The sequence below is a fragment of the Thiorhodovibrio winogradskyi genome (genome assembly GCF_036208045.1).
In the GTDB taxonomy this organism is placed as follows: Bacteria; Pseudomonadota; Gammaproteobacteria; order Chromatiales; family Chromatiaceae; genus Thiorhodovibrio; species Thiorhodovibrio winogradskyi.
Genome location: NZ_CP121472.1, coordinates 5,145,443 through 5,168,407, shown reverse-complemented (window position 1 = coordinate 5,168,407; position 22,965 = coordinate 5,145,443). Strand labels below are relative to the sequence as shown.

Sequence of the window (22,965 nt, the reverse complement as noted above, 5' to 3'; positions counted from 1 at the left end):
GCCGGTTTCCGGTGATAGACGCACACGAATCTCGCGTCAGTGGCAGGCTGGATTGTCGCAGACCATCACATTGAGATGATAGCGCTGTCCTGCCAGGTCGTAGGTCTTAGCCGGGATATCGATCAATGACTGGCTTTGCGTGGGTCGCTGTTTGCACCTTGGGTTCAATTGTTAGACTGCGTAATCATCGCCGAACACCCGACCGCAGTCGCATTGGGCGTTGCCAGCTTGGAGGAAGGCATAGCAGCGTTTACATAGCGGCTGGCCGGATGATTGGCCGGATGATTGGGTTGCATGCGCGGCGGGCGCGGATGGCGTCTGGGATGGCAGCGCCGGCGGGGAGACTTGTTTCAGCTCCAAGGCTGGCAGTTGCAGACCATGCTCGGCGGTGAGCTGGTGCGGATCGACGCCGAGACGGTGGGAATAATCCAAAATGGCCGAGGCTTCGTTGCGGTCGCATTCGCCGTCGCTGAAGGCGATGGCCAGGGCGCCAAAGATGACCATCTTGGCCTCATCGCTGCCGGATTCGATGCCGCGCAAGGCGCGAAGGGTTTTCTCGTCATCGCCGAGAAAGGCGGCAATGGCATAGTCCTTGATCTTTTCGAGCAGCTCCGCCGAGCTGTAGCTGCTGAAGACGGGATCGTCGTGATTCTCGATCAGGAAGCGCTTGAGTCCGGCGATCTCATCGGGCAGGAAGCGCCCATTGCGCGAGGCCACGTCGCCGGCGACGGCGCAGAAGGCCTCAATGAAGTTCTTGTATCTCCCGCGTTTGATGCGTCCGCCCAGTCCCTTGAATGCCGTGCCGGCGCCGGCGACGAAGTCCATGCCGGCATTGATAAAGCCTTCGCCCCGCTGTTGCCATTGGTTTGCCATCTGTTTGGTCTCCTTTTGCTTGGACCGGTCTGCTTGGACCAAACCGCCACGACCAGCGGTCTTGGTCGATGCTATTCAAAATGGGACAACTCAGTTCTTGGGTCTCTCGTTCGGCTGGAGATGCGTGGGAGCGGCGCTTGCGCCGCGGCGCAGGTCGCTCCCACGCTTGCCTTTACCCGCTGACGCGGGTTGGGTGCGGCTGTTAGCTGACTTTGACGGGGTCGCCGAACAGCCGGTTGCGCATCACCTTGCGCAGCAGGTCCACCGGGATAATGATCGCCGCGAGCGTGAGCACCAGCAGCCATTCGGTGAAGGACAGGCCAACGGTGCGCAGGATCTCACCGCCGAAGCTGATGAAGAACACCTGGATAATCATGATGCCCGGGATGATCAGGCTAAACAGCCGATTATCGAGCAGATGCTCGGTGAGGTTCAGACCCTGGGTACGGGCATTGAAGGTGTTGAACACCTGCGCGAAGACAAAGAACGCAAAGAAGGCGGTCAGGAACTTGGCCTCGGCCTCGGGGCTGCCGATGTCAAAGCCGCCGGAGAACCAACCCTGGGTCACCGAGCTGGTCAGGAAGACCATGCTGAGTGCCGCGATGAAACCGCCGTTGATCAGGATGGACGACCACATATCGGCATTGATCAGCGGCTCGTCGCGGCGCAGTGGTTTCTCCCGCATGTAGCGCGCGAGCGCCGCCTCGCCAGCAAAGGCCAGGCCCGCCAGGGTATCCATGATGATGTTCAGCCACAGCAGCTGGGTCATGGTTAGCGGCAGGTCGAAGCCGAAGAACTGCCCGACGAAAACCACCAGGATGGCGGAGACATTCACCGTGAGCTGGAACACCAGGAACTTGCGGATGGACTTGAACAAAGTGCGCCCATAGAGCACCGCCTTGGTCAGGGAGGAGAAGTTATCATCAAGGATGACGATGTCGCCCGATTCCTTGGTCATTTCGGTGCCGCTGCCCATGGCGAAGCCGACGTCTGAGTTCTTGACCGCCGGGGCATCGTTCACGCCATCGCCGGTCATGCCAATCACCAGACCCTCTTCCTTGGCGAGCTTGACCAGACGGCTCTTGTCGGTGGGGAAGGCGCGCGCCACCACGTAGAGGTGGGGCAGGGCCTGTTTGACCTCGGCATCGCTCATGGCGCTCAGTTCAGCGGAGGTCAGCACCAGGGCCTTGGGGTCGTCCTCGAGCAGGCCGACATCCTTGGCGATGGCCTGAGCCGTGTCCTTGGCGTCCCCGGTGATCATGACCACGTGAATGCCGGCCTCGCGCGCGGTCTTCACCGAGGCATGGCTGGTCGGGCGCAGCTCGTCGCGCATGCCGAACACCCCGATCAGGGTCAGGGACTGGGGCAGCTCGGTGGAGCCGTCGATGGGCGTGTCGGTCTGGGCGACGGCGAGCAGGCGCATGGCGCGCCCGGACAGCTCGCTCAGTGCCTGGTCCAGGGCGCCACGGTCGGACAGTGGCTGGGCCTGGCCATTGGCGTCGAGCCAGTGGTCGCAATTGGCGAGGATGACCTCGGGCGCGCCCTTGACCAGGGTGACATCGCGCTTACCCGAGACCTGGGAGGCCGAGAACTTGCGCGTGCTGTTGAAGGGGATCAGATCGAGGATCTCGACCTCCCCGGCCGCTGCCAGGTAGGGCGTGACGAAGCGCAGCAGGGCCTGCTCGGTGCGATCGGCGCCGACCAGCTTGGGATCCTTTGGATTGCTCGCGTCGATCACCGCGCTGGTGTTATGACAGAGCGCGAAGCCCAGGCTGTCGCGCAGCGGCATGGGGATGGCATCAAGCTGGTCGAAGCGCTCGCCACCGCCGGAGACCACGGCGCCGACCTGAAGCTTGCCCTGGGTCAGGGTGCCGGTCTTGTCGCTGAACAGCATGTTGAGACTGCCGGCGGTCTCGATACCGAGCAGCTTGCGCACCAGCACCTTCTCGGCCAGGAGCTTCTTCATGTTGATGGCGAGCACCATGGCGATCATCATCGGCAAGCCCTCGGGCACCGCGACCACAATCACGATAATGGCAAGAATCATGGCGGTGACCACGTCCTTGACGATGTCGCCGCCGCTGTGTGCCGCCATGTAAGCCTCCATGCCCCCGCCTTGCAGAAACACGGTGTTGAACATGAAGGCGACGAAAATCAGGCTCGCGCCGACATAGCCGAAGGTCGAGATATGGCCGCCAAGCACGCTGAGCTTATGCTGCAAGGGCGAGAGCCGATCCTCGGCGCTGAGCAGCTCCTTCATGGTCTGCCCGTAGCGGGTCTTGTCGCCCACGGCGGTGGCGCGCATCACGCACTCGCCATCGACCAGCAGCCCGGCGCGCGCTAGGCGATATTCCTCGGCGACCTCGGCGTCGCTGGTCTCGGCCCCGTCTGGCAGGGCGGTTTTCTTGATCGGCTCGGACTCGCCGGTCAGGGCCGCTTCATCGACCTCGGCATGACCGGCGACCACCAGGCCATCGGTCGGCACGGTGTCGCCCGGCTGGAGCAGGACATGATCGCCGACGACCAGATCGTTGATGGGAATTTCGGTCAGATGGCCATTGCGGAAGGTCTTCACCCGGATCAGCGAGGCTTCCTCCAGCAGGCGCTGGAAGGACTGTTCGTTACTGTATTCCGACCAGGTGGCGACAAAGGTGGCGATGACCACCGCGAAGGCGATGCCGACGCTTTCATACCACTCGGCGTAGCCGAAGATGGTCAGGACAACGGTCACCAGCAGGGCGACGATCAAAATAATGATGATAGGGTCCTTAAGGTTTCCAACCAGCTTGTCCCAAAAGGTTTCCGACTCCTGGCTAGCAACGGCGTTTGACCCGTGTTCGCGACGCGCGCGTTCCGCCTCGGCATCCGACAGTCCGGAATAATTGAATTTCATGACCTAATTCCTCTAAAGCGCCCCTTGAGTGACCGAGCACGGGTGATTCACCTTTCGGTCCGGGAGGCGATGTTGTGCCAAATGCTTGGGAAGCTGGCAGCCAGGGGTCGGTCTGCCAGGTGGTCTCCCCATGATTTCAGAATAATCCGAAGCCTAAGCCATTCCCTTTATCCTTGCCATCCCGACCGCGGCCGACCCCGAGGTCTTGTCTCCAGGGCTCAAGGCTCCAACCAGCGCGCGAACGAAAATCCTTGGGATGGGCGTTAAATCTTTGTCACCGGAGCCTGTCCAGCGTAATCTTTAGTGGCGGGCGAGCGCGAACATTAAGTGGTATCGCAACGCGTCCAAAACCAGCCAGGCAGGGCATTAGGCAGCAACGCCCTGGCGCGGGTTGAGAGCGACTGGCTCAATGAGTCTCACCGGGGGTGCGAATCTGGCAGTGACTGGCTTACAATCCGGCTCCGGAACAGAAACCGGAACTGAAACCAGAACTGGAACCAGAACCGGAACCGGAACCGGAACCGATTCCGACAGGTTGCAACCCGGAGGTCAATGCCCAACCTGGAGGGCGCGGGACAAGCGATTCCTTCATAACCTAGGTTTTTTTGTACTTCAACAAAAGATTCAGGAGCGAAACCATGGCCATTAGCTTACAGAAAGGCGGCAATGTCAGCCTGACCAAGACCGATCCCGGATTGACCAATGCCACCATTGGTCTTGGTTGGGATGCGCGCTCGACCGATGGAACAGCCTTCGACCTCGACGCCAGCGTGTTTTTGACCGGCGATTCCGGCAAGGTATTGTCTGACGCACATTTTATCTTCTACAACCAGAAAACCTCCCCGGACGGCGCCGTGGTTCACTCAGGGGATAACCTGACCGGAGAAGGCGAAGGCGACGATGAGTCGGTCGCCATCGAGTTGCCAAAGGTCAGCCCGGATGTGATCCGCATTGTTTTTGCTGTCACCATTCATGAGGCAGAGAGCCGAAACCAGAATTTTGGCATGGTCCGCAACGCCTTCATGCGGGTGGTCAACAAAGACAGCAACACCGAAATCGCACGCTTTGACCTCTCGGAAGATTACTCCATCGAGACGGCCATGGTCTTCGGCGAGATTTACCGACATTCCGGCGAATGGAAATTCAAGGCCGTTGGACAAGGCTTCGCCGGTGGCTTGGCCGCGCTGGCAAAGGATCATGGCGTTAACCTTGGCTGATGCCTGCTGGCGGATGACGGATGGCCGCTCCGCTCTCCCTGGCGCCATGCGCGGCAGGGCGGGCGATTCAGGGGATCCGATCATCCCCCGCTGATCTCTCAATGATCTTTCAGTGATCCACCAATGATCCCCCAATGATCCGGGAGCTATGCGATGCCAAGTTTCACCATTACCGGAGACGTCGATCCCTTTCTGCATGTCAGCCTGCAAAAAGGGGAGAAAATTTTTTGTGAATCCGATGCCATGGTCATGATGGAGGAGCCGCTGCAGGTCAAGGGACAGCTGCGCGGTGGAATCGGGCGGGCCTTGGTGCGCCGTTTGGCCAATGACGAGTCGCTGTTTCAACAGGAAATCGAAGCGGTGTCCGGTGATGGCGACTGTCTGCTCTCACCCGCCCTGCCAGGCGGGGTCGAGCTACTCGATGTCGCGCCCGGCGCGGATTTCGTGCTCTCGGACGGCAGCTTTCTTGCCGCTGAGTCTAGTGTTGCGATCAATCCTCGACTGAACACCATAGGTGGCGGTTTTTTCGGTGGAACGGGCGGCTTTGTCATCATGGAGGCCAGGGGGCAGGGAAAGCTGGCCGTCTCTGGCTTTGGTTCCGTGTTTACGCTTGATGTCACCCCAGGGCGTGAGACGGTAGTCGACAACAGTCATGTGGTGGCCTGGTCCTCGACGCTGTCTTTCGAAGTCGGCACCCCAAGAACCGGCGGGGGTTTTTTTGGCAATATCGTGAACTCGGTCACTTCTGGGGAGGGGCTGGTCATTCGCTTCCGTGGACAAGGCAAGGTCGTGATCTGCTCGCGCAATCGCGACCTGTTTCGGCCGCGGCAGTCATCATAGAAGTCTCTGATCCGACTGGGGCGGCTTTAGTAACTGGGACGAGCGGCATCCATCAAGCCTCCCGTTTTGACACGGGGTGGTCATCAACAGCAATCAGGCACGGTTATCGTGCAATTTGGAGGGCGCCATGGGCATCAGTTTGCAGAAAGGACAAAAAATCTCGCTGGACAAGGAAGCGGGCGGCGGACTCAGCCGCATTGTCATGGGGCTAGGCTGGGACGCCGCGACCGCGAAAAAATCCGGCATGCTTGGCGGACTTTTCGGCGGCGGTGGCGGTAGCAGTATCGACCTAGATGCGTCCTGCCTGCTGTTCGACGAACAGGGCAATCAGCTCGATGCGGTCTGGTTTCGTCAACTGCGCAGTCGCGATGGCAGCATCCAGCATACCGGCGACAATCGTACCGGCGAGGGCGAGGGCGACGACGAGCAGATCAAAGTAGATCTTTCCGCGGTTCCGGCCAATGTCAAAAGCCTGGTGTTTACCGTCAATAACTACACCGGACAGGATTTCTCCCAGGTCGCCAACGCCTTCTGCCGAATCGTCAATGGCGCCAACAACAGTGAAATCGCCCGCTACGATCTCAGCTGCCAAGGCTCGCATAACGCCATGGTCATGGCGAAGGTGTATCGCCACAACAATGAATGGAAAATGCACGCCATTGGCGAAACGGGTCAGGGTCGCACCTTCGAGGAACTCCTCCCGCAAATCAAACCCCATCTCTGAGTCGTGGCGAGGCCGGCGCCCTCCGCCACGGAACTTGAGGTCGGATGACCGAGCACCGCATTGAACTGGACACTGGCGTGCTGCGACTGCGCGTGCGCAAGGCCCGGTATCCGCTCGAGGATCTCTGTGGTTTCGCGGCGCGCGACAATCCCAAGCGGGGGTTTCTGTTCGTCAGCAAGGTCCTGGGCAAGCACTGGCCGGTCACGCCCGGCCGGATGCGCGAGCTACATGCCCATCTGGCCTGGCGCCTGGAACTTGGCGCCGGACCCTGGCTGTGCATGGCGATGGCAGAAACCGCGACGGGTCTGGGGCAGGGTGTTTTCGAGGCGCTACTGGAGCGCGATCCGAGCGCTCAGGCGTTGTTTGTGCATTCCACCCGCTATTTTCTTCCAGGCTGGCCGCGCCTGGAGTTCGAGGAAGCGCATTGCCATGCCCCGGAGCAATGCCTTTACGAGCCGCGGGAGCCGCATCTGCGAGCGCGCTTCCGCGCCGCGCGCGAGTTAATACTGATCGACGATGAGATCAGTACCGGCGCGACCCTGTGCAATCTTGCGCTAGCCTATCAACGCATCAACCCCAATCTCGAACGGGTGCATTTTGTCGCCATCACTGATTTCAGTGGCGCGCGTGCCGCCTCGGACTGGTCACGGAGGCTGAGCCTACCGGTCAGCACCCTATCGGCGCTAGAGGCTGAACTGGCATTCACGCCCGCGGCCAGCCTGGCAAACCTGCCACTCCCCATCGCGGTGGGAGATAACCGCCGGCTGCCGGAGCAACTCGCGGGGCATGGCAGCGGCCGCCTGGGTCTTGACCGCCCGCTGGCCCTAGCCGAGGCCGATATCCGGCATCTGGCGCGGGATCTGGCGCCAAAGGCACGGGTGCTGGTGCTGGGCACCGGGGAATACATGCATCTGGCCTACCGGGTTGGCTTGGCACTCGAAGCGCTGGGGCTCAAGACCCTGGTCCAGGCCACCACGCGCTCGCCAATCCGGCTAGGTGCGGATATCCAGCGTCGGCTAGTATTTCAGGACAACTATGGCGAAGGCATTCCGAACTATCTTTACAATGTCGACCCAGCCACTTTTGACCGCATCATTCTTTGTCATGAAACCCCGGTTGATGATCTCCGCGATCTGGTGCATAACTTAGGGCCAGCCTGCGTGACCTATCGGCATCCCGATTCGCCGCGGACATCATCGGCGGCGCTGTCCCGACTGCCTGGGGACGGCTGATTGGGCGCGGGAGGCTCCACCCTCGTTGAACGATGACATGAACAGAAGGAGGATTGCATGGCGATTAGCTTGAACAAAGGCGGTAATGTCAACCTGAGCAAGGAGGCACCCAACCTGGAAAATGTCCTGGTCGGACTGGGCTGGGATGCGCGCGCGACCGATGGCCAGGACTTTGACCTGGATGCCAGTATTTTCATGGTCAAAGAGGACGGCAAGGTATCCAGTGACAGTTACTTTATCTTTTACAATCAGTTAAAGTCCCCCGATGGCTCGGTGGAACATACCGGCGACAACCTCACCGGCGCGGGCGAGGGAGATGACGAGTCCGTGCATGTCACCCTCTCGAAGGTACCGCCCGAGATTCAGCGGCTCATCATCGTGGTGACCATCCATGACGCCGAGGCGCGCCGGCAGAGCTTCGGGCAAGTCAGCAATGCCTTCGTGCGTCTGGTCAACCGGGATAACAACCAAGAAGTGGTGCGTTTCGATCTGTCCGAGGATTACTCGACTGAAACCGCGATGGTCTTCGGTGAAATCTACCGCCACAGCGGCGACTGGAAGTTCAAGGCAGTCGGTCAGGGCTATGCCGGTGGCCTGGCGGCGCTCGCGCGACAGCACGGCGTCAACGTCGGCTGATCTCGCCAATGGACATGAAGCTGGGCCAACGGGCCAAAATCACCGACCTAGTCCCGAACGGGCAGCGCTTCACCCTGGGTGTCACCATCGAGGCACCGGGGATGGTGATCGACTTTGCCTGCTTCGGGCTAGATGCCGCGGGCAAGCTTGCCGATGAGCGCTACATGGTGTTCTTCAACCAGCCGAGCTCACCCTGCGGTGGCGTGGCGCTGGACGCGACCGGCGCTCAGGCCAATGCTCCGGGGACTGGCAACAATGCCAGCTTCGCGATTGCCCTCGACCGGCTGCCGGCAAGCATCGAGCGCCTGACGCTCACCGCGGCGCTTGATGGCGCCGGCTCCATGTCCGGAATCGGCCATGGCCATGTGCGCTTCATGGATGAGGCTCGGGATGTGGCGCGCTTTGCCTTCAGTGGGTCGGATTTCGCCGCCGAGCGCGCGCTCATGCTACTGGAGCTCTACCGCAAGAATGGCATCTGGCGCGCCGGTGCCCTGGGGCAGGGCTTCAATGGCGGACTCGCGGCCCTGGTCGAGCATTTCGGTGGCAGCGTGGCGGCGGATGCGCCATCACCCCAAACCCCACCTCCCCCGCCGCCCCCGAGCACGCCGCCCGCCAATCCGGCAGTCAATCTCAGCAAGATCACCCTGGAGAAATCCGGCAGCACGGTCTCGCTGGAGAAACAGGACAGCGCCGCCTTTGGCGAGATGCTGATCAATCTCAACTGGCGACCGGTCGCGGCGGGCACAAAGAAAGGCTTTTTTGGCAACCTGATGGGCGGCGGCAAGACAGACCTGGATGTCGGCTGCCTGTTTGAACTGAACGACGGCATGAAAGGCGCGGTGCAGGCACTCGGAAACACCCTTGGCAACTATCAGCAGCCGCCGTATATCAAGCTCGACGCCGATGATCGCACCGGCACCAGCAGCGAGGGCGAGAACCTGCGCGTCAATGGTCAGCATTGGGATCGGATCCGACGCGTGCTCATCTATGCCTTCATCTATGAAGGCGCTCCCAATTGGGCCGAGGCGGATGCCGTGATCCGCCTCAAGACACCGAACCAGCCCGAGATTGAAGTGCGGCTCGACTCCCATCGCAACGACCGGCCCATGTGCGCCATCGCGCTACTGGAGAATCAGAGCGGCGCGGTCAAGATCACCAAGCTGGTCGAATATTATCGCGGACACCTGGATATGGACCAGGCGCACCACTGGGGCCTGGACTGGGTTCGCGGTAGCAAGAATTAATTTCGGGTCGGCTGATCATCCAGCATTCACCACCCAGCATTCACCACCAATAACCGAGGCATCGCATGGCATTTCAAGACCTACTCAACAACCTGAAGCACAAGGCATCCGAACTAAAAACCGAGGTGATGAAGTTCAAGAACAAGGACTTCCTGAACGCCGCCGTGAGCGGCTCGGTGCTCATGTCGATGGCCGATGGCAGCGTCTCATCGGATGAAAAGCAGAAGATGATGCGCTTCATGGAGAACTATGAAGCCCTGTCGGTCTTCTCCAGCAAGGAGATCATCGAGTCCTTTCAGAACATCATGACCCAGATTGAGTTCGACAAGGACTTGGGCGAGGCAAAGGCCTATGACGCCATTCGCAAGATGAAGGGCAAGGATGATGCGTCCCGGCTGATCATGCGGCTCATCATCGCCATCGCGGGCGCGGATGGAAACTTCGACAATGACGAGAAGCAGGTCGCCCGTCGCATTGCCACCGAGCTTGGCATCGACCCAGCGGAGTTCGAGCTTGGCTGAGGATGTGCTGGCACGTCGGTACATCTTCGTCGATCTCGATGACACGCTGTTTCAAACTCGGCGCAAATGCGCTCATGAGCCTAACCCGCGAGCAGCGGCCTATCTGGCCGACGGCAGCGCACATTCGTTCATGACGGCCCGGCAACGCGCGTTCTGGGATTTCCTGGCCGGGCAGGCGACCCTGATCCCGACAACGGCGCGGAATCAGGCCTCGTTCGCGCGGGTCGACCTGCCATTCACCAGCTGGCGCATTCTCGACTATGGCGGAATCATCCTGGATCACCAAGGGGAGCCGGAGCCGGACTGGATCGCGCGCACGACAGCGGGCGCGCGGGCCTGCATCAATCAGCTAGGCGAGCTGCTCGACCAGGCCGAGGCACTGATCGCGCGCGAGCGCCTGGCCCTGCGCGTGCGCATCATCGAGGACTTCGGGCTGCCTCTGTATTGGGTCGCCAAGTATCGTGATGACCGGGCGGCCGATCTTGACCGCTTGCAGCGCGAGCTGGTCACGCCCTGGGTCGCGGCCCATGCTGGCGCGCACAGGCTGCACCGCAACGAGAACAATCTGGCCGTGATTCCCGCCTATCTGGGCAAGGAGTTCGCGGTGCGTCATCTGATTGAGCAACTCAGGCGCGAATGCGGCGACATCCTCACCATTGGCGTTGGTGATAGCCTGATTGACGCGCCCTTCATGGCGGAATGTGACTATGCCATCATTCCGGAGGGCACCCAGTTGTTCGCGTCCACTCTTGCCACCCGCGCCGCGCGTGCGTTGACGCCCTAATCGGCTCCCGCAACGGCAGGTTACCCCCGTTAATGGTGCATCGGGACAACAATGCGGAGAGGGACGCCGTCAGCCAAAGGGCCAATGCCTCGGCCGGCTTCCCAGGCAGCTATCGCCCCGAGGATGTCTGCTTTCTGCTGAAACCCATCGCTATCGACGACACTCCGGTGGCCGAGAAGGAGCGGTTGATTCAGGCGGGGCTCCGGCATTACAGCGAGATGTTAAGCCTCGAATCCCTGCCCTCGGCGGATTACCTTGAGGTCTTTCACCAAGCTTTCGCCATGACGCGTGATCGCATGGCGCGCGGCGTGCTTGACCTAGCCGCCATGATTGCCGCCGAGCACGCCAACGAGATCACCCTGGTCTCGCTCGCGCGTGCTGGCACCCCGGTCGGCGTCCTGCTCAAGCACACCCTGGCGGAGGTGTTCGCGCGCCCAGCGCGGCACTACTCGATCTCCATCATCCGTGATCGCGGCATTGATCAACGCGCCCTGCGCTTTATTCTTGAGGACTGCCAGCGCGACCCAGCCGGCATCGTCTTTGTCGATGGCTGGACCGGCAAAGGGGTGATCGCGCGTGAACTCAAGCACGCGCTCGCGGACTTTAAGACCCGCTGGGGCCTTACCCTGGATTCCCGCCTCCATGCCCTGACCGACCTGGCCGGCGTCGGGGTTGCCCCCTCGGATGAGGATTACCTGATCCCCTCGAGCATCATGGGGGCGACCATGTCCGGACTGGTTAGCCGCTCGATCCTGAACCATCAAATCGGCCCCGACGACTTTCATGGCTGCGTCTATTACGCGCACTTTGAACCCCAGGATTTGTCACGCTGGTTCGTCGACGCGCTGCGCGAGACGATCCGCGCGCAGCTGGATGCCGGCTATCAGCCGGCGACACAGCCAGTCGACCCGACCGCGGCACGCGAGCGCTCCACCCGCATGCTGGCCGACATTCGCGCCCGTTTCGGCATCACGAATGCGAATTTCATCAAACCCGGAATCGGCGAGGCCACGCGCGTCCTGTTGCGGCGGGTGCCCGAGCGGCTCATCTTGCGCGATCCCGATCTTCCAGAAGTCGCTCACTTGATACAGTTGGCCACGGAAAAGCAAGTGCCTGGCGAGGTCGACCCCAATTCGCCTTACCAGGCCATCGCGCTCATCAAAGGGTTATCCGATGCTTGAGGCTTATCGACTTGGGGGCTCGCTCTATGTCCCGCTGACGCACAAGGACTGTTTGCCCATCGCCAACGCCAGCCGTTGGCCCAGTCTGCGCTCGGTGATCTTCTGTACCGAGGATGCCGTGGCCGAGCAGGCACTCGGCGTTGCGCTCGACAACCTCCGCCACTGTCTTGAACGCATGGAGAAGCGCACGACATTGATGCGCTTCGTGCGGGTGCGCAACCCCGAGATTCTCGACTGGCTGCTGGCCCTGCCTGGGGCGGGCAAGCTCGACGGCTTTGTCTTACCCAAGCTTGACCTGAGTAACTTCGACGCCTACTTTGGCCCCCTGGCCGGCACCGGATTTCGCTGCATGCCGACCCTGGAGACGCTTGATGTTTTTGATGTCGCGCGCATGCGCGACCTGCGTGATCAAATGCTCGCGGCAGGCCAGCAGGAGCGCATCCTGGCGCTGCGCATCGGCGGCAACGACCTGCTCGCACTTCTGGGCCTGCGCCGTCCGCGCGACCGCACCATTTATCGCACTCCCCTGGGCCCCACCATTGCCAACCTGGTGACTACTTTCAAACCCTTTGGCTTCCAGCTCACGGCGCCGGTGTTCGAGCATCTTGACTGCCCGGAGCTGCTGAGCGAGGAGCTGGCCGAGGACATCGCGCATGGACTCTGCGGTAAGACGGCGATTCATCCCAAGCAACTCGCGTCGATCAACGCTGCCTTTCAGGTCACATCCACGGAGGTGACGACAGCGCGACAAATCCTGCTGGATGACCGTGCCGTGTTCCAATATCAAGGCTCCATGTGCGAACCCGCCACCCATCGGCACTGGGCGCGCCAGATTGTCGCGCGCGCGAACATGGACATGGGGTAGCACGGCGGCAGGGTCATGCAAACCCCCGCCTTCTCGGTTGCTAGTCGCGAAAAGGTCGATAGAAGGGATGTTGGGCGATCTCCAGCATCTCCCGGTCGCCGTCCGAGTCGCCGTAAGCATGGATCTCCAGTTGGGATAAATCGCCAAGCAGGGTCTCCAGCCGCTTGACTTTTTCCGCGCCGCGACAATTGCCGCCGGCCATGCGCCCGTCAAAGCAAGCGCCCTCCTGCCCCAGCTGCGTGCAGAGAAGATCCTGAAACCCCAAGTCCGCGGCAAGATCGCGCAGATACAACTCCAGCGACGCGCTGACCATCACCAACCGATGCCCTTGCGCGCGATGCCATTCGATGCGCGCAAGCGCCCGCGGCCGCAGCCACCGTCGGATCGCCTCGGCATGGCGTGGCCCGTGGGGGGTGATGGCGCTGACTGGAACACCAGTAAAGAGTCGTGCGATCAGCCGCGCCTTGAAGGCATCCCGACTGGCGCGTCCGCGCAGAACCCGCAGACCCTCGCCCGCCAGCGGCAACAGCACAGAGAGCACCCGAACCCAGCCAAAGGCGCGGAACAGAAAGGGGAGAAAGGTATCGCGGGTGGAAATGGTCCCGTCGAAATCAAAAGCGGCGACGCTTGTTTGGGGTTGGGGTTGTGGTTGGGGTTGCGTCAATGAAAAAACTCCCAGCGCAATATCGCACAGCAGCCTGATGTCTCCACCCAGGGCGTGGATGCTCCGACCCGATCCCTGGCGTATGGGGCGATGCAGTATATCAAGGCCAAGGGTTCGGGCCTAAACGCGCCCGCCAAGGTAAACTTTCGGTAAATCCGCGCGTTTGATCTTTACCAAAGCCTGCCTGGGCCTGGCCGCCGCCTGCTCCTAGACTGAAAAGGTCCGTTTGTGCGTCTTCAAGGCCTTGCTCGGAGCCGAGACCACGGCGGGCTCTATCAGATCGAGATTCAGCTCTTAAGCTACCGCGACCTGCCGGCCCGCATCAGCTATGGCTGGGCCGATCTCTATAGCTCTCAGCTCAGCGACGGCGAGCCTTACAGCACGCTCAAGCCCACCTACGCCATCTGGCTGCTTGCCGAAGACCTGCTCCCGGATCCTGATGCCTACCTGCACGACTTCCGCCTGCGCGACCCCCAAGGTCGCAGTCTGCTCAATCACGGTGGCATTTGGCTGCTGGAGCTGAACAAATTCCATGCCGAGTGGGTCAACACCGAGCAAGAACGTTGGCTGAAATTTTTCAAGGAAGGCGTCACCCTCGACACTGACGCCCTTCCGCCCTGGATGCAGACCCCCGAGATGAGGCAAGCCATGCGCACCCTAGAACGCTTCTCCGAGAAAGACCGCGCCTACCACGCCTACCAAGCGCGGCAGAATTATCTGCGCCAGCAGATGAGTATCCAACAAGAGCTCGATGAACGCCGCGCCGAGGCCGAGCAGGCGCGTCAATTCGCCGAGCAGGCACGCGCGGCCGAAGAGCAGGCACGCGCGGCCGAAGAGCAGGCGCGCGCGGCCGAAGAGCAGGCGCGTCAATTCGCCGAGCAGTCACGCACCGCCGAGGAGCAGGCACGGTTGGCGCTTGAACAAGAGCGTGTGGCAAAAGAACAAGAACGCGCAAAGGCCGACCAGGAACGTGCCGAGAAGGAGGCTGCTTTGGCCGAACTAGCGTCTTTAAAGGCACAAATGCAGGAGCAAGGGCGCACTGAGTAGAGGAAAACCGAGGAAAACCGGGACAGACCACGTTGACACAAGCGACCCGGTGCACCAACCCCGGCGCCATTGCCTTGCACTTCGCCGTGTTTGTAACTATGCTTTCGAGCATCATCACGCTGCAACCACCCGTAAGGACACCCCCAAGGACTCCTAAGGCTGAGCAACCGCCGGCCCATCTCCGCCGCCACCGCGGCTCATGCCGACCCCTGATGACCCCTCCGCCCAGCTCCAGACCCAGGCCCAAACCCAGAACCGGCCCCCCACCGCCCTCACCCAAGGCAACCACGCCCTGCGCCACGGCGACCCGGCCCAAGCCATCCGCCACCATGCCCTCGGCCTGGTCGATGAACCCAGCCACCAAAACGGCCCCATCGCCGAGCCTGCTCTACCAGTGGCTGTGGGACGCCCGCCTGCTGCTTGACAGCGATGATGACGAACAAGCCCGCGCCCGCTTCACCGCGGATAACAGCGAACTGCACTGACACCTCCCCGGCGAAGCCACCCCCCTGCGCAATCGGCTAGAATCCTCATCATGCGCCACCCCATCGACCCCCGGATCGACTGCGTCTTCAAGGCCCTGCTCGGCACCGAGACCAACCGTGCCCTGCTGCTGCACTTTCTCAACGCCATGCTCGGCGCCGAGCTACCCGCCCCGATCAGTGGTGTCGAGATCCTCAATCCCTACAACGAGCGCGAATTTCTCGACGACAAGCTCAGTATTGTCGACGTCAAGGCCAGGGACGACCACGGCGGGCTCTATCAGATCGAGATTCAGCTCTTAAGCTACCGCGACCTGCCGGCCCGCATCAGCTATGGCTGGGCCGATCTCTATAGCTCTCAGCTCAGCGACGGCGAGCCTTACAGCACGCTCAAGCCCACCTACGCCATCTGGCTGCTTGCCGAAGACCTGCTCCCGGATCCTGATGCCTACCTGCACGACTTCCGCCTGCGCGACCCCCAAGGTCGCAGTCTGCTCAATCACGGTGGCATTTGGCTGCTGGAGCTGAACAAATTCCATGCCGAGTGGGTCAACACCGAGCAAGAACGTTGGCTGAAATTTTTCAAGGAAGGCGTCACCCTCGACACTGACGCCCTTCCGCCCTGGATGCAGACCCCCGAGATGAGGCAAGCCATGCGCACCCTAGAACGCTTCTCCGAGAAAGACCGCGCCTACCACGCCTACCAAGCGCGGCAGAACTATCTGCGCCAGCAGATGAGTATCCAACAAGAGCTCGATGAACGCCGCGCCGAGGCCGAGCAGGCGCGTCAATTCGTCGAGCAGGCACGCGCGGCCGAAGAGCAGGCGCGCGCGGCCGAAGAGCAGGCACGCACGGCCGAAGAGCAGGCACGGTTGGCGCTTGAGCAAGAGCGTATGGCGAAAGAACAAGAACGCGCAAAGGCCGACCAGGAACGCGCCGAGAAGGAGGCTGCTTTGGCCGAATTAGCGTCTTTAAAGGCACAAATGCAGAAAGAAGGGCGTACTGCGTAGAGGAAAACCAGAGGAAAACCGGTACGGGAGGAAAACCGGGAGAGACCCTGAGGTATCCCCACAAATTCTCACGCTTCATCAATTGTTTGGCGTGGCCGCCCTGATTGAGCCAGGCGACCAGCGATGTCCAGTTCGTCATTACCCTGATTGCAAAGAAAAAAGTTTTGGGGATTCCTCAGGGACAGACCACGTTTACACAAGCGACCCGGTGCACCAAGCTCGGCGCCGTTGCCTTGCACTTCACCGCGTTTGTGGCTATCCTCCGAGCACATCATGCCGCGACCATTTCAAAGACACCAAGGCTGAGCCACCGCCGGCTCACCCGCGCCGCCAAAGCTGCTCATGCCCGCCCCTGATGACCCCTCCGCCCAGCGCCAGGCCCTGCTCCAGACTCAGGCCCAGCCCCCCACCGCCCTCGCCCAAGGCAACCACACCCTGCACGACGGCGACCCGGCCCAAGCCATCCGCCACGACGACCTCGGTCTGGTTGATAAACCCAGGCACCGCAACGGCCCCATCGCCGCGCAGCTTGCCGCCAACCTGGTGCGCGCCCACCGCCGCTATCGCCAAGCGCGACGGCACGCCAGCGCCCAAGAATATTCTATCCTGACCGTTCGCAGTAACAACAGTAAGTCTAGCCAGCCCTGACGCACGACTTACCAGACCAAGGCGCTGGACGAGGAATTTCGAGAATTTTCGCGCCGAGTGAGGTGAAAACTGGACATTGGCGCCCGTGTGACGGAGCCTGCCGGAGCAAAAATCGCTGCCGCAGGACCTCTTGGCCATAGGGGGCCTCCGCCTGCGCGATGGGCAAGCGGTCGTCTCACTGCAGGCAGTGAGCTCAGAGCAGACGTAATCGAAACGGTCGCTGCAGGCGCTGCTCCACCGCTTGGGGATCGAGCCAAGGGCCGGTGAGGGTATTGCGGATGAAGCCGATGGTGGCCTGCACCCCAAGCTCCACGAACAGCGCCGCCAGCTGCTTGGAGAAGCGCGCCAGGGTGTTGATCAGGTGCGCCAGACGCATCAGGAAATGATAGCCCTTCATCGCGTTCCACTGTTTGGCGAAGGCATGTTCGTAGGCGTAGCCCTGATGCTTTTCGACCAGAAACGCCCCTTCGATGCCCCAGCGATAGCGCGCCCCCAGGTTGCAGCGGGTATGCACATTGAGCCGGCCCATTAGGCAATGGGCGGGCGCGAGGAGAGCCAGACATGGCGGGCGTGCTTGGTGATGATCTCCGCGGTCTTGGGGTCCACCACCTGCCAGTGTTCGTGGCAAGTCACCACATGGACCTCAAGGAACTTCTTGCCATTGGGTCCATACTCGTAGCGAATCGCGTTGACCCACTGAAATTGCTGCTGACGCTCGCCCCATCTCTGTTCGCAGCGATGCTCCGGCTGCTCGTGCGCCAGGCTGCGATACTCCTCCCAGACAGTGGGCAGCGAGCCATCCTTGAGCACGATCATGAAATCCCAGTGATAGCGGCGACAGCGTTCCATGATCGGGCCATTGGCATAGAGCCCATCGAGCAACACCATCACCGGCAGACGAGGAAAGGCGTTGGGTGCGGCTCTTTTAGAACGACGCCAAGCACCGAAGAATCCAGCGGTTGCGGGTGATGTTTTCTGTCCATGGTGAGTTCGCAGGTGAGACCTCATGCTGCCACGGGCAGGTCCAGCGGGATTGGCGGCCCGGGGTAGTGGCGTTGGCGCTCAGCGTCGAAGTGAAACGTGAGATACGCCGGCAAGTCCCCGCTGATTTTCAGTGAACGCAGCTTCAGGATGGCCTCGGCGCGCGCCAAGCCCCAGCGTGCCCCGGTCAGGTCCATGCGATCCTTGACCAGATGGCGACAGGCGCCCTCGATGACACCGGTGGCGATAGGCATTCCCTGCGCGAGCGCTTGGTCGTAGCGCAGGCGCGCACGGTTGTTATCGAGATAGTCAGCGGCCTTGTCGACCGGTTTGCGCGCCGCCTCGCCGAGCTGCTTGCGGGTCGCGGCGCGGCGTAGCCCCACGGCGACGTCGTGAGCGCGTCCTTCAAGGATGGCCATGGCGCGCTCCAGGACCCACTGCTCGCGCTCGCTCGGAGTCTCGGGGAAGAACGCATGCGCGGCTTTCCACAGATACTCCAGCACATGGACGAAGTCCTGGATCACCACCACCTCGACCTTGTAGCGCTCGGCAGCGGCTGAGACCTGACGCAGCAGATCCTCCTGGCCGTCACAGAGAACAACCCAGCGGCGTTGTTGATCCGGGTCTCGGCGCATGGCTTCCTCGAAGGCTTGCTCGATGACGGTGCGCTGATCGGCCTCTACGCGCGCCCCTGATTACCAAGGGGGTGCGCTTGTTCTGGACCCGGGGGCGTTTTCCCTCGGGGGCTTGGTCGGGGTCGAGGATCTGCTCCGGGGTGCGCGGGTAGGGGGCGACCTCATAGACCGAGGCCACGGTGGCCATGCGTTTGCGCTGCTTTTTCTCCCCGGGACTCAGCCGGGTCTGTTGCTTGTGCGCCTGGCGTTCCCGCGCCCTACGCGTGGCCTCGCGCAGATCGCGCGGGTGCATCACGATGCCCTTGCCGTCGGCGCTGATGATCAGGAACCGTTCGTCCGACTCACTCGGTAACTGCGCAAGAAAAGGCTGTGCATAGAAGGCATCGAAGTCTTGGCTCAGATGCACCGCCACGTCTTCGGCCTGGCGCTTGGCCATCTGCCCGCCGCCGACCTGTTTGAGATGCGCACAGGCCGCATCGAACGAGCCATCCACGACCGCCTCGGCCACCACCTCGCACAAGCCGTGAGAGTACTTGTCTGGCGGGAGGTTAAGCGCCGCATCCAGGGGGAAGATGCTCTCCAGTCCCGGCGCGCCGTAACCCCGGCGGGTGACCTTCACTTCCCCGAAGCGGGTCTCCAGAAGCCGGGTGCAGCCCGCGCGGTGATGCGTGCGCGGGGCGCCATCCGCGCCAACGACAGAGGTCTGCCGCGGTTCTTCTTGGGCGCGCTGGTCCAGGTGTCCCTGGATCATCTGACACAGCAGTTTCATGCCGTCCTGTTGGATCAAGGCCTCAACCTCCCCGTGCGTGGCGCGCTGGGCTTGCTCACCGCTGAGCGTCTCGAGCAGCTGCTCGAACTGAGCGATCGCGCCCGCGTAGCAATCGAAGTGGGGCGAGGAAATCGTGTAGGATGGCATCGACAGGGTCTCCTTGGGCCAGCGGGATAAAGTTTCGTCCCTTCAGTTTCGCACCCAACTGGAGACCCTGTCTTCCCTTTTATCCCCTTTCCGGCTGGCTAAGCTCTTGTTTTGTCGTTGCTGAGTATCGTTCTAAAAGAGCCGCACCCAAATGCAATGGAGCGAACCTTTTTCGGTATATACGATGGTATCGGCGCGCTGGGGGTTGAGCGGGCGGGTGATGGGTTTGCAGGGGTCATAATCCGGAAGCTGTTTCTCTTCGCGCCACAGCTCACGGGTATCGATCAGCGGGCGGATCTGATAGTCATCCCAGAGCATGGCCTTGGTCTCGGCACAGTCGAGACCCCGGTCGGCACTGAAGTCCTTGCAGCGCTCGGGCAGTTCCGGGGTGTCGTTGAAGGTGGCGCGGATCATCGCGCGCAGGGTGGGTTGCTCGGAGTGCGACGCGGGCGTGACCTCGAAGGCGACGGGCAGTTCATACTGGGTATCGGCAATCAGATGCAGTCCGTAGCCAAACCAGCGTTTGATCTTTTTCCAGGCTTTGCCAGTGCGGGCATCCACACCGCTGGTTTCATGATGGCCCCAATCGGCATCGGGGTCGGAGGTTTGCTCGGTGGCGCGGTTTTTCGCTCCGGTGCTATGACTGGCGATGTCGGTGCCGTCGAATCCCAGGTGCGTGCCAAACTCGGGCAACAACGCCATGAGTTGTTCGCGTAACAAGGGGACTAGATCGCTGACCATCCCGAGGGTCTCCTCGAGTTCAATGACATTGGCCAGAAAGCGCGAGACGTTCCAGCTCGAGGGCACCGCTCGCACCGGTTCGGGCGCCGGTGGCCATTCGATGCGCGACAGCCCGGTCTCGGGGTCGGTCACTACCTGGGCCTTCGCCTTGCGCTGAATCGGCAGCGGATCGAAGCCGCAGGCGGCATGGAGGCTGGGATTGCGCGCCAGCTCGCGTCATAGGGATTCGGGGCTGGGATGCTGAAAGACGATACCGGCGAGCAGCGCATTCCACATCGCTCGCACCGGGAAGTCATCGCGCCCATGCCCGCGCATCACTTCGAGGTATTGGACGATGCGCTCATCGGGGAGATGGTCGATGACCAATCGCAGCCGATCTAGGTCACTGCGCGCCTCGAGGGCATCCCAGGAAAAAAGCTTCGCTTGCGCCATGATCGCCATAGGGTTGTCCTGTTCCGATTCGTTGTCTCAGCCCCGAGGTCCCCGTCTCCAAGCGTTTTTTACCCTCCAGCGGCTCAGGGGTGACTTTTTTGCTCTCTCGGCTGTGATCCAGCGCAAGTGATTGATTGTCCTTCTCTGGATAGCCTCAGGATGGGGTAAACGAAATTTACCCTGCCTTGCTGGCCAAATCAATTCAAGGGGTTGGGAACAGCGCAAATGGCTCGGGAAGCGTTCACTGCCGCATAGGCAGCTCAGAAAAGCTTGCCTGCCCCGCTGCCGATCCCGATCCCGTTCACTGCCGCATAGGCAGCTCAGAAATGCCAGTCCGGGTCCGGGGCCGACATGTTCACTGCCGCATAGGCAGATCAGAAAGACACCGAGGTCCAGACCGACTGATCATCGCAAAACTCTGCGAGGAGTTGAATGAAACCGAGACGGTTTTTCCCCGCACCAATCTGCGCCTGGTGTTGAAATTGGGCTCAGCGTAAATTCCCGGAGATCAGGTTGTCTGAAGGTAGATAGTTCTGTGCCGAAGCCCTCATGCACATCGCCAAAGCGAAGTACAGTGAGCGCGTTGAAGCCTACATCACCGCTAAAGGCGAGTGGCCGAAGGGCACCGCCGGACGAGCACGCAGTACCATCAGTGATTTCCTGGCTTGGGAAGAGTCGCAGAAATAGGATTCTGGACTGAGTTGAAAGGCAGGCAGGAATGCTGAAGCCAGTCAGCAGCGGTATTAGCCTGTTGCCGGGGAATAGGAGACTTGGGATCGGCTGCAAGTACGCCGACGAATACCCGGACTGCGGGAGATTGGCACCCGCCCTGCCACCTAAATAACTATGCCTTTACCTAGCACACCGCAAACCGCCGCGCTCGCCTTCTGGCAGGGGTACTACGAGTACCTAGCTGGGTTTGCGGTGTGCCCCTATAAAGAGGGGGTAGAGGCTGAGGCTTGGGGGCTGGGGCGCCTGACCAGGTGGGTGCGAGTTCTCCCGCACCCGAGCCACAGTCGGCGGTCGTGATGGCTTGTCGCAGAACCGAGCCACCCGCATGAGCGACTCGGGCGGCGGTTTCCTGGCGTTCCGGATCCATCGCCCACAACGCTTCGCGCGCCGTGTGCGGGCACTGTTACCGTCATATCTCCTAGACGAATACTCTCGCTTTGACGAAGGCCTTTTGTCGGGACTGGCGCATGGGGGAGCCGGCATTTGCCCCGGATAGAAACTCGCACGAGGTACTAATGATCGCGGGTCTGGAGGCTGGCTGAGCCGGTGCACCCTCGGGGGCATGCGCCTTCACTGGCCATCATTCCCAGATCACATGTTTATCGCGCGCCAATGCGGTCTCGAGCAGATGGATGAGCGGCAGGGCACGGCGGGACAGGCTCACGCTGGGCTGCTCGGCATCGCGGCTATGCTGCCGCTCTGGATTGAGCGGACGTTCCGGATTGGCCGCGACCGCGGCTTTCAGGTTGCCCAGGGCTTCGGGGATATCCTCCGGCATCAGGGCGCCGGGCACTTTGCCGCTGTTGCCCATCAGGCGCAAGAGCGTCAAGGCGACATCGCCGAACATCACAATGTCGGCATGGGCGGGACTTTGAAATTTCACCAGCATGATACTGTGGCTCGAGTCGATGCCGGCTTCAGGTTCGGGAGGGATCTGGCGAGCTGGGCAGACTGGCCACCGTGGTCTCGATCCAGTCCTCGGCCAGACGATTGATCTCGGCCGCCCCGCGACCTTGGCTGGAAATAGGTGCCCCTATGACAAGATGGATGCAACCCGGCCTTTTGGTAAAGGCACGGCGGCCCCAAAAAACGCCTGAGTTGTGCGCGATGGGCAGCACATCCGTGCCAGTGCGTTCCGCCAGTTTGGCACCGCTGATATTGTAGCGTCCGCGCTGTCCGGGGGCGACACGCGTGCCCTCGGGGAAGAGCACCACCCAGCGCCCGGCGTTCAGGCTGATTTCACCCTGGGTCAGCACCTGCTTGAGCGCCTGTCTTGGCGAGCCGCGGTCGATGGCGATGGGGTGATAGCGGCCCAGTGCCCAGCCAAAGAAGGGAATGGCGAGCAGTTCACGCTTCAAAACCCAGGCCTGGCGGCAAGGAAACAGGGTGCGCAGCGCGACCGTCTCCCAGGCGGATGAATGTTTGCACAGAATCACTACTGGGTGCTCCGGCAGATACTCGCGCCCGCTCACCTGGATATCCAGCCCACAGATGACCCGCAGTAATACCAGTGAGGTGCGCGACCAGGCGTTCCCGAGGTGTCCCAGGGCGCATTCCGAGACCAAGGGCGCGGCCAGCAAGATAGCAATGCTGTAGCCAATGCTGACAACACTGAACAAGAGGTTAAAAATGGCGGAGCGCAGATAAAGCATGGGTGTTTAGAGCTG

The 22,965-nt window shown here is 61.5% G+C and carries 25 protein-coding genes and 1 pseudogene; 16 read left to right on the top strand and 10 right to left on the bottom strand.

Translation table 11 applies throughout. From position 1 onward, the window contains the following. Nucleotides 1-171: 171 nt before the first annotated feature. Complete coding sequence (locus Thiowin_RS23640) at nucleotides 172-873, bottom strand: TerB family tellurite resistance protein (RefSeq protein ID WP_328985429.1); 702 nt, start codon at nucleotides 871-873, stop codon at nucleotides 172-174. Between the two features lie 202 nt (nucleotides 874-1,075). Continuing rightward, nucleotides 1,076-3,766, bottom strand: coding sequence for a calcium-translocating P-type ATPase, PMCA-type (locus tag Thiowin_RS23635; protein WP_328985428.1), 2,691 nt, complete (start codon nucleotides 3,764-3,766; stop codon nucleotides 1,076-1,078). A 638-nt stretch (nucleotides 3,767-4,404) separates the two neighbouring features. Here Thiowin_RS23635 and Thiowin_RS23630 point away from each other — a divergent pair. The 10 genes from Thiowin_RS23630 (at nucleotide 4,405) to Thiowin_RS23585 (ending at nucleotide 13,010) form a co-directional block, all read left to right on the top strand. Further along, a complete protein-coding gene (locus tag Thiowin_RS23630) occupies nucleotides 4,405-4,983 on the top strand; it encodes a TerD family protein (RefSeq protein WP_328985427.1) in 579 nt (192 codons plus the stop codon). Nucleotides 4,984-5,136: 153 nt separating this feature from the next. Beyond that, nucleotides 5,137-5,823: a TIGR00266 family protein gene (locus tag Thiowin_RS23625; RefSeq protein WP_328985426.1), complete on the top strand. Its 687-nt coding sequence runs from the start codon at nucleotides 5,137-5,139 to the stop codon at nucleotides 5,821-5,823. A gap of 127 nt (nucleotides 5,824-5,950) precedes the next feature. Beyond that, nucleotides 5,951-6,547, top strand: a complete 597-nt coding sequence (locus Thiowin_RS23620; protein WP_328985425.1) for a TerD family protein — start codon at nucleotides 5,951-5,953, stop codon at nucleotides 6,545-6,547. A 44-nt stretch (nucleotides 6,548-6,591) separates the two neighbouring features. Then, entirely contained in the window at nucleotides 6,592-7,779 is a 1,188-nt protein-coding gene (locus tag Thiowin_RS23615; RefSeq protein ID WP_328985423.1) for a phosphoribosyltransferase domain-containing protein, read from the top strand. A 57-nt stretch (nucleotides 7,780-7,836) separates the two neighbouring features. Next, nucleotides 7,837-8,415, top strand: a complete 579-nt coding sequence (locus Thiowin_RS23610; protein ID WP_328985422.1) for a TerD family protein — start codon at nucleotides 7,837-7,839, stop codon at nucleotides 8,413-8,415. Between the two features lie 8 nt (nucleotides 8,416-8,423). Continuing rightward, on the top strand, nucleotides 8,424-9,659 hold the full coding sequence (locus Thiowin_RS23605; protein WP_328985421.1) for a TerD family protein: 1,236 nt from the start codon (nucleotides 8,424-8,426) through the stop codon (nucleotides 9,657-9,659). A 65-nt stretch (nucleotides 9,660-9,724) separates the two neighbouring features. Continuing rightward, nucleotides 9,725-10,180 (top strand): tellurite resistance TerB family protein, encoded by a 456-nt coding sequence (locus Thiowin_RS23600; protein ID WP_328985420.1) that lies wholly within the window; start codon nucleotides 9,725-9,727, stop codon nucleotides 10,178-10,180. Next, entirely contained in the window at nucleotides 10,173-10,964 is a 792-nt protein-coding gene (locus Thiowin_RS23595; protein WP_328985419.1) for a haloacid dehalogenase, read from the top strand. The genes Thiowin_RS23600 and Thiowin_RS23595 overlap by 8 nt, the downstream gene beginning before the upstream one ends. 32 nt (nucleotides 10,965-10,996) lie before the next feature. After that, nucleotides 10,997-12,145: a cysteine protease StiP family protein gene (locus tag Thiowin_RS23590; RefSeq protein WP_328985418.1), complete on the top strand. Its 1,149-nt coding sequence runs from the start codon at nucleotides 10,997-10,999 to the stop codon at nucleotides 12,143-12,145. After that, nucleotides 12,138-13,010, top strand: a complete 873-nt coding sequence (locus Thiowin_RS23585; protein WP_328985417.1) for an HpcH/HpaI aldolase/citrate lyase family protein — start codon at nucleotides 12,138-12,140, stop codon at nucleotides 13,008-13,010. Before Thiowin_RS23590 ends, Thiowin_RS23585 begins: the two co-directional genes overlap by 8 nt. Nucleotides 13,011-13,050: 40 nt before the next feature. On the opposite strand, the gene Thiowin_RS23580 is transcribed toward Thiowin_RS23585, so the two are convergent. Next, on the bottom strand, nucleotides 13,051-13,674 hold the full coding sequence (locus tag Thiowin_RS23580; RefSeq protein ID WP_328985416.1) for an HAD-IB family hydrolase: 624 nt from the start codon (nucleotides 13,672-13,674) through the stop codon (nucleotides 13,051-13,053). 228 nt (nucleotides 13,675-13,902) lie between these two features. Between Thiowin_RS23580 and Thiowin_RS23575 the strand changes: the two genes are divergently transcribed. The 5 genes from Thiowin_RS23575 (at nucleotide 13,903) to Thiowin_RS23555 (ending at nucleotide 16,861) form a co-directional block, all read left to right on the top strand. Then, nucleotides 13,903-14,721 (top strand): Rpn family recombination-promoting nuclease/putative transposase, encoded by an 819-nt coding sequence (locus Thiowin_RS23575; protein ID WP_328985415.1) that lies wholly within the window; start codon nucleotides 13,903-13,905, stop codon nucleotides 14,719-14,721. Between the two features lie 212 nt (nucleotides 14,722-14,933). After that, the gene (locus Thiowin_RS23570; RefSeq protein ID WP_328985414.1) at nucleotides 14,934-15,206 is read left to right on the top strand and encodes a hypothetical protein; all 273 of its coding nucleotides are present in this window, start codon (nucleotides 14,934-14,936) and stop codon (nucleotides 15,204-15,206) included. A 50-nt stretch (nucleotides 15,207-15,256) separates the two neighbouring features. Beyond that, nucleotides 15,257-16,213 carry an Rpn family recombination-promoting nuclease/putative transposase gene (locus Thiowin_RS23565; RefSeq protein ID WP_328985413.1) on the top strand — a complete coding sequence of 319 codons (957 nt, stop codon included), beginning with the start codon at nucleotides 15,257-15,259 and terminating at the stop codon, nucleotides 16,211-16,213. Between the two features lie 104 nt (nucleotides 16,214-16,317). After that, nucleotides 16,318-16,569 (top strand): hypothetical protein, encoded by a 252-nt coding sequence (locus Thiowin_RS23560; RefSeq protein WP_328985412.1) that lies wholly within the window; start codon nucleotides 16,318-16,320, stop codon nucleotides 16,567-16,569. Next, entirely contained in the window at nucleotides 16,556-16,861 is a 306-nt protein-coding gene (locus tag Thiowin_RS23555; protein ID WP_328985411.1) for a hypothetical protein, read from the top strand. Before Thiowin_RS23560 ends, Thiowin_RS23555 begins: the two co-directional genes overlap by 14 nt. 193 nt (nucleotides 16,862-17,054) lie before the next feature. Here Thiowin_RS23555 and Thiowin_RS23550 read toward each other — a convergent pair whose 3' ends face one another. The 5 genes and pseudogenes from Thiowin_RS23550 to Thiowin_RS23530 form a co-directional block, all read right to left on the bottom strand. Beyond that, nucleotides 17,055-17,390: a hypothetical protein gene (locus Thiowin_RS23550; protein WP_328985410.1), complete on the bottom strand. Its 336-nt coding sequence runs from the start codon at nucleotides 17,388-17,390 to the stop codon at nucleotides 17,055-17,057. Then, on the bottom strand, nucleotides 17,390-17,749 hold the full coding sequence (locus Thiowin_RS23545) for a hypothetical protein (protein ID WP_328985409.1): 360 nt from the start codon (nucleotides 17,747-17,749) through the stop codon (nucleotides 17,390-17,392). Before Thiowin_RS23545 ends, Thiowin_RS23550 begins: the two co-directional genes overlap by 1 nt. A 116-nt stretch (nucleotides 17,750-17,865) precedes the next feature. Beyond that, a pseudogene (locus Thiowin_RS23540) lies at nucleotides 17,866-19,393 on the bottom strand (ISKra4 family transposase). A 132-nt stretch (nucleotides 19,394-19,525) separates the two neighbouring features. Then, nucleotides 19,526-20,266, bottom strand: coding sequence for a transposase (locus Thiowin_RS23535; RefSeq protein WP_328985408.1), 741 nt, complete (start codon nucleotides 20,264-20,266; stop codon nucleotides 19,526-19,528). A gap of 84 nt (nucleotides 20,267-20,350) precedes the next feature. Beyond that, the gene (locus Thiowin_RS23530) at nucleotides 20,351-20,566 is read right to left on the bottom strand and encodes a hypothetical protein (RefSeq protein WP_328985407.1); all 216 of its coding nucleotides are present in this window, start codon (nucleotides 20,564-20,566) and stop codon (nucleotides 20,351-20,353) included. Between the two features lie 549 nt (nucleotides 20,567-21,115). Here Thiowin_RS23530 and Thiowin_RS23525 point away from each other — a divergent pair. Then, on the top strand, nucleotides 21,116-21,253 hold the full coding sequence (locus Thiowin_RS23525; protein ID WP_328985406.1) for a hypothetical protein: 138 nt from the start codon (nucleotides 21,116-21,118) through the stop codon (nucleotides 21,251-21,253). Nucleotides 21,254-21,878: 625 nt separating this feature from the next. Here the strand turns inward: Thiowin_RS23525 and Thiowin_RS23520 are convergent. Beyond that, complete coding sequence (locus Thiowin_RS23520; protein WP_328985405.1) at nucleotides 21,879-22,187, bottom strand: DUF1840 domain-containing protein; 309 nt, start codon at nucleotides 22,185-22,187, stop codon at nucleotides 21,879-21,881. 28 nt (nucleotides 22,188-22,215) lie between these two features. Further along, the gene (locus Thiowin_RS23515; RefSeq protein ID WP_328985404.1) at nucleotides 22,216-22,950 is read right to left on the bottom strand and encodes a lysophospholipid acyltransferase family protein; all 735 of its coding nucleotides are present in this window, start codon (nucleotides 22,948-22,950) and stop codon (nucleotides 22,216-22,218) included. Between the last annotated feature and the right edge of the window lie 15 nt (nucleotides 22,951-22,965).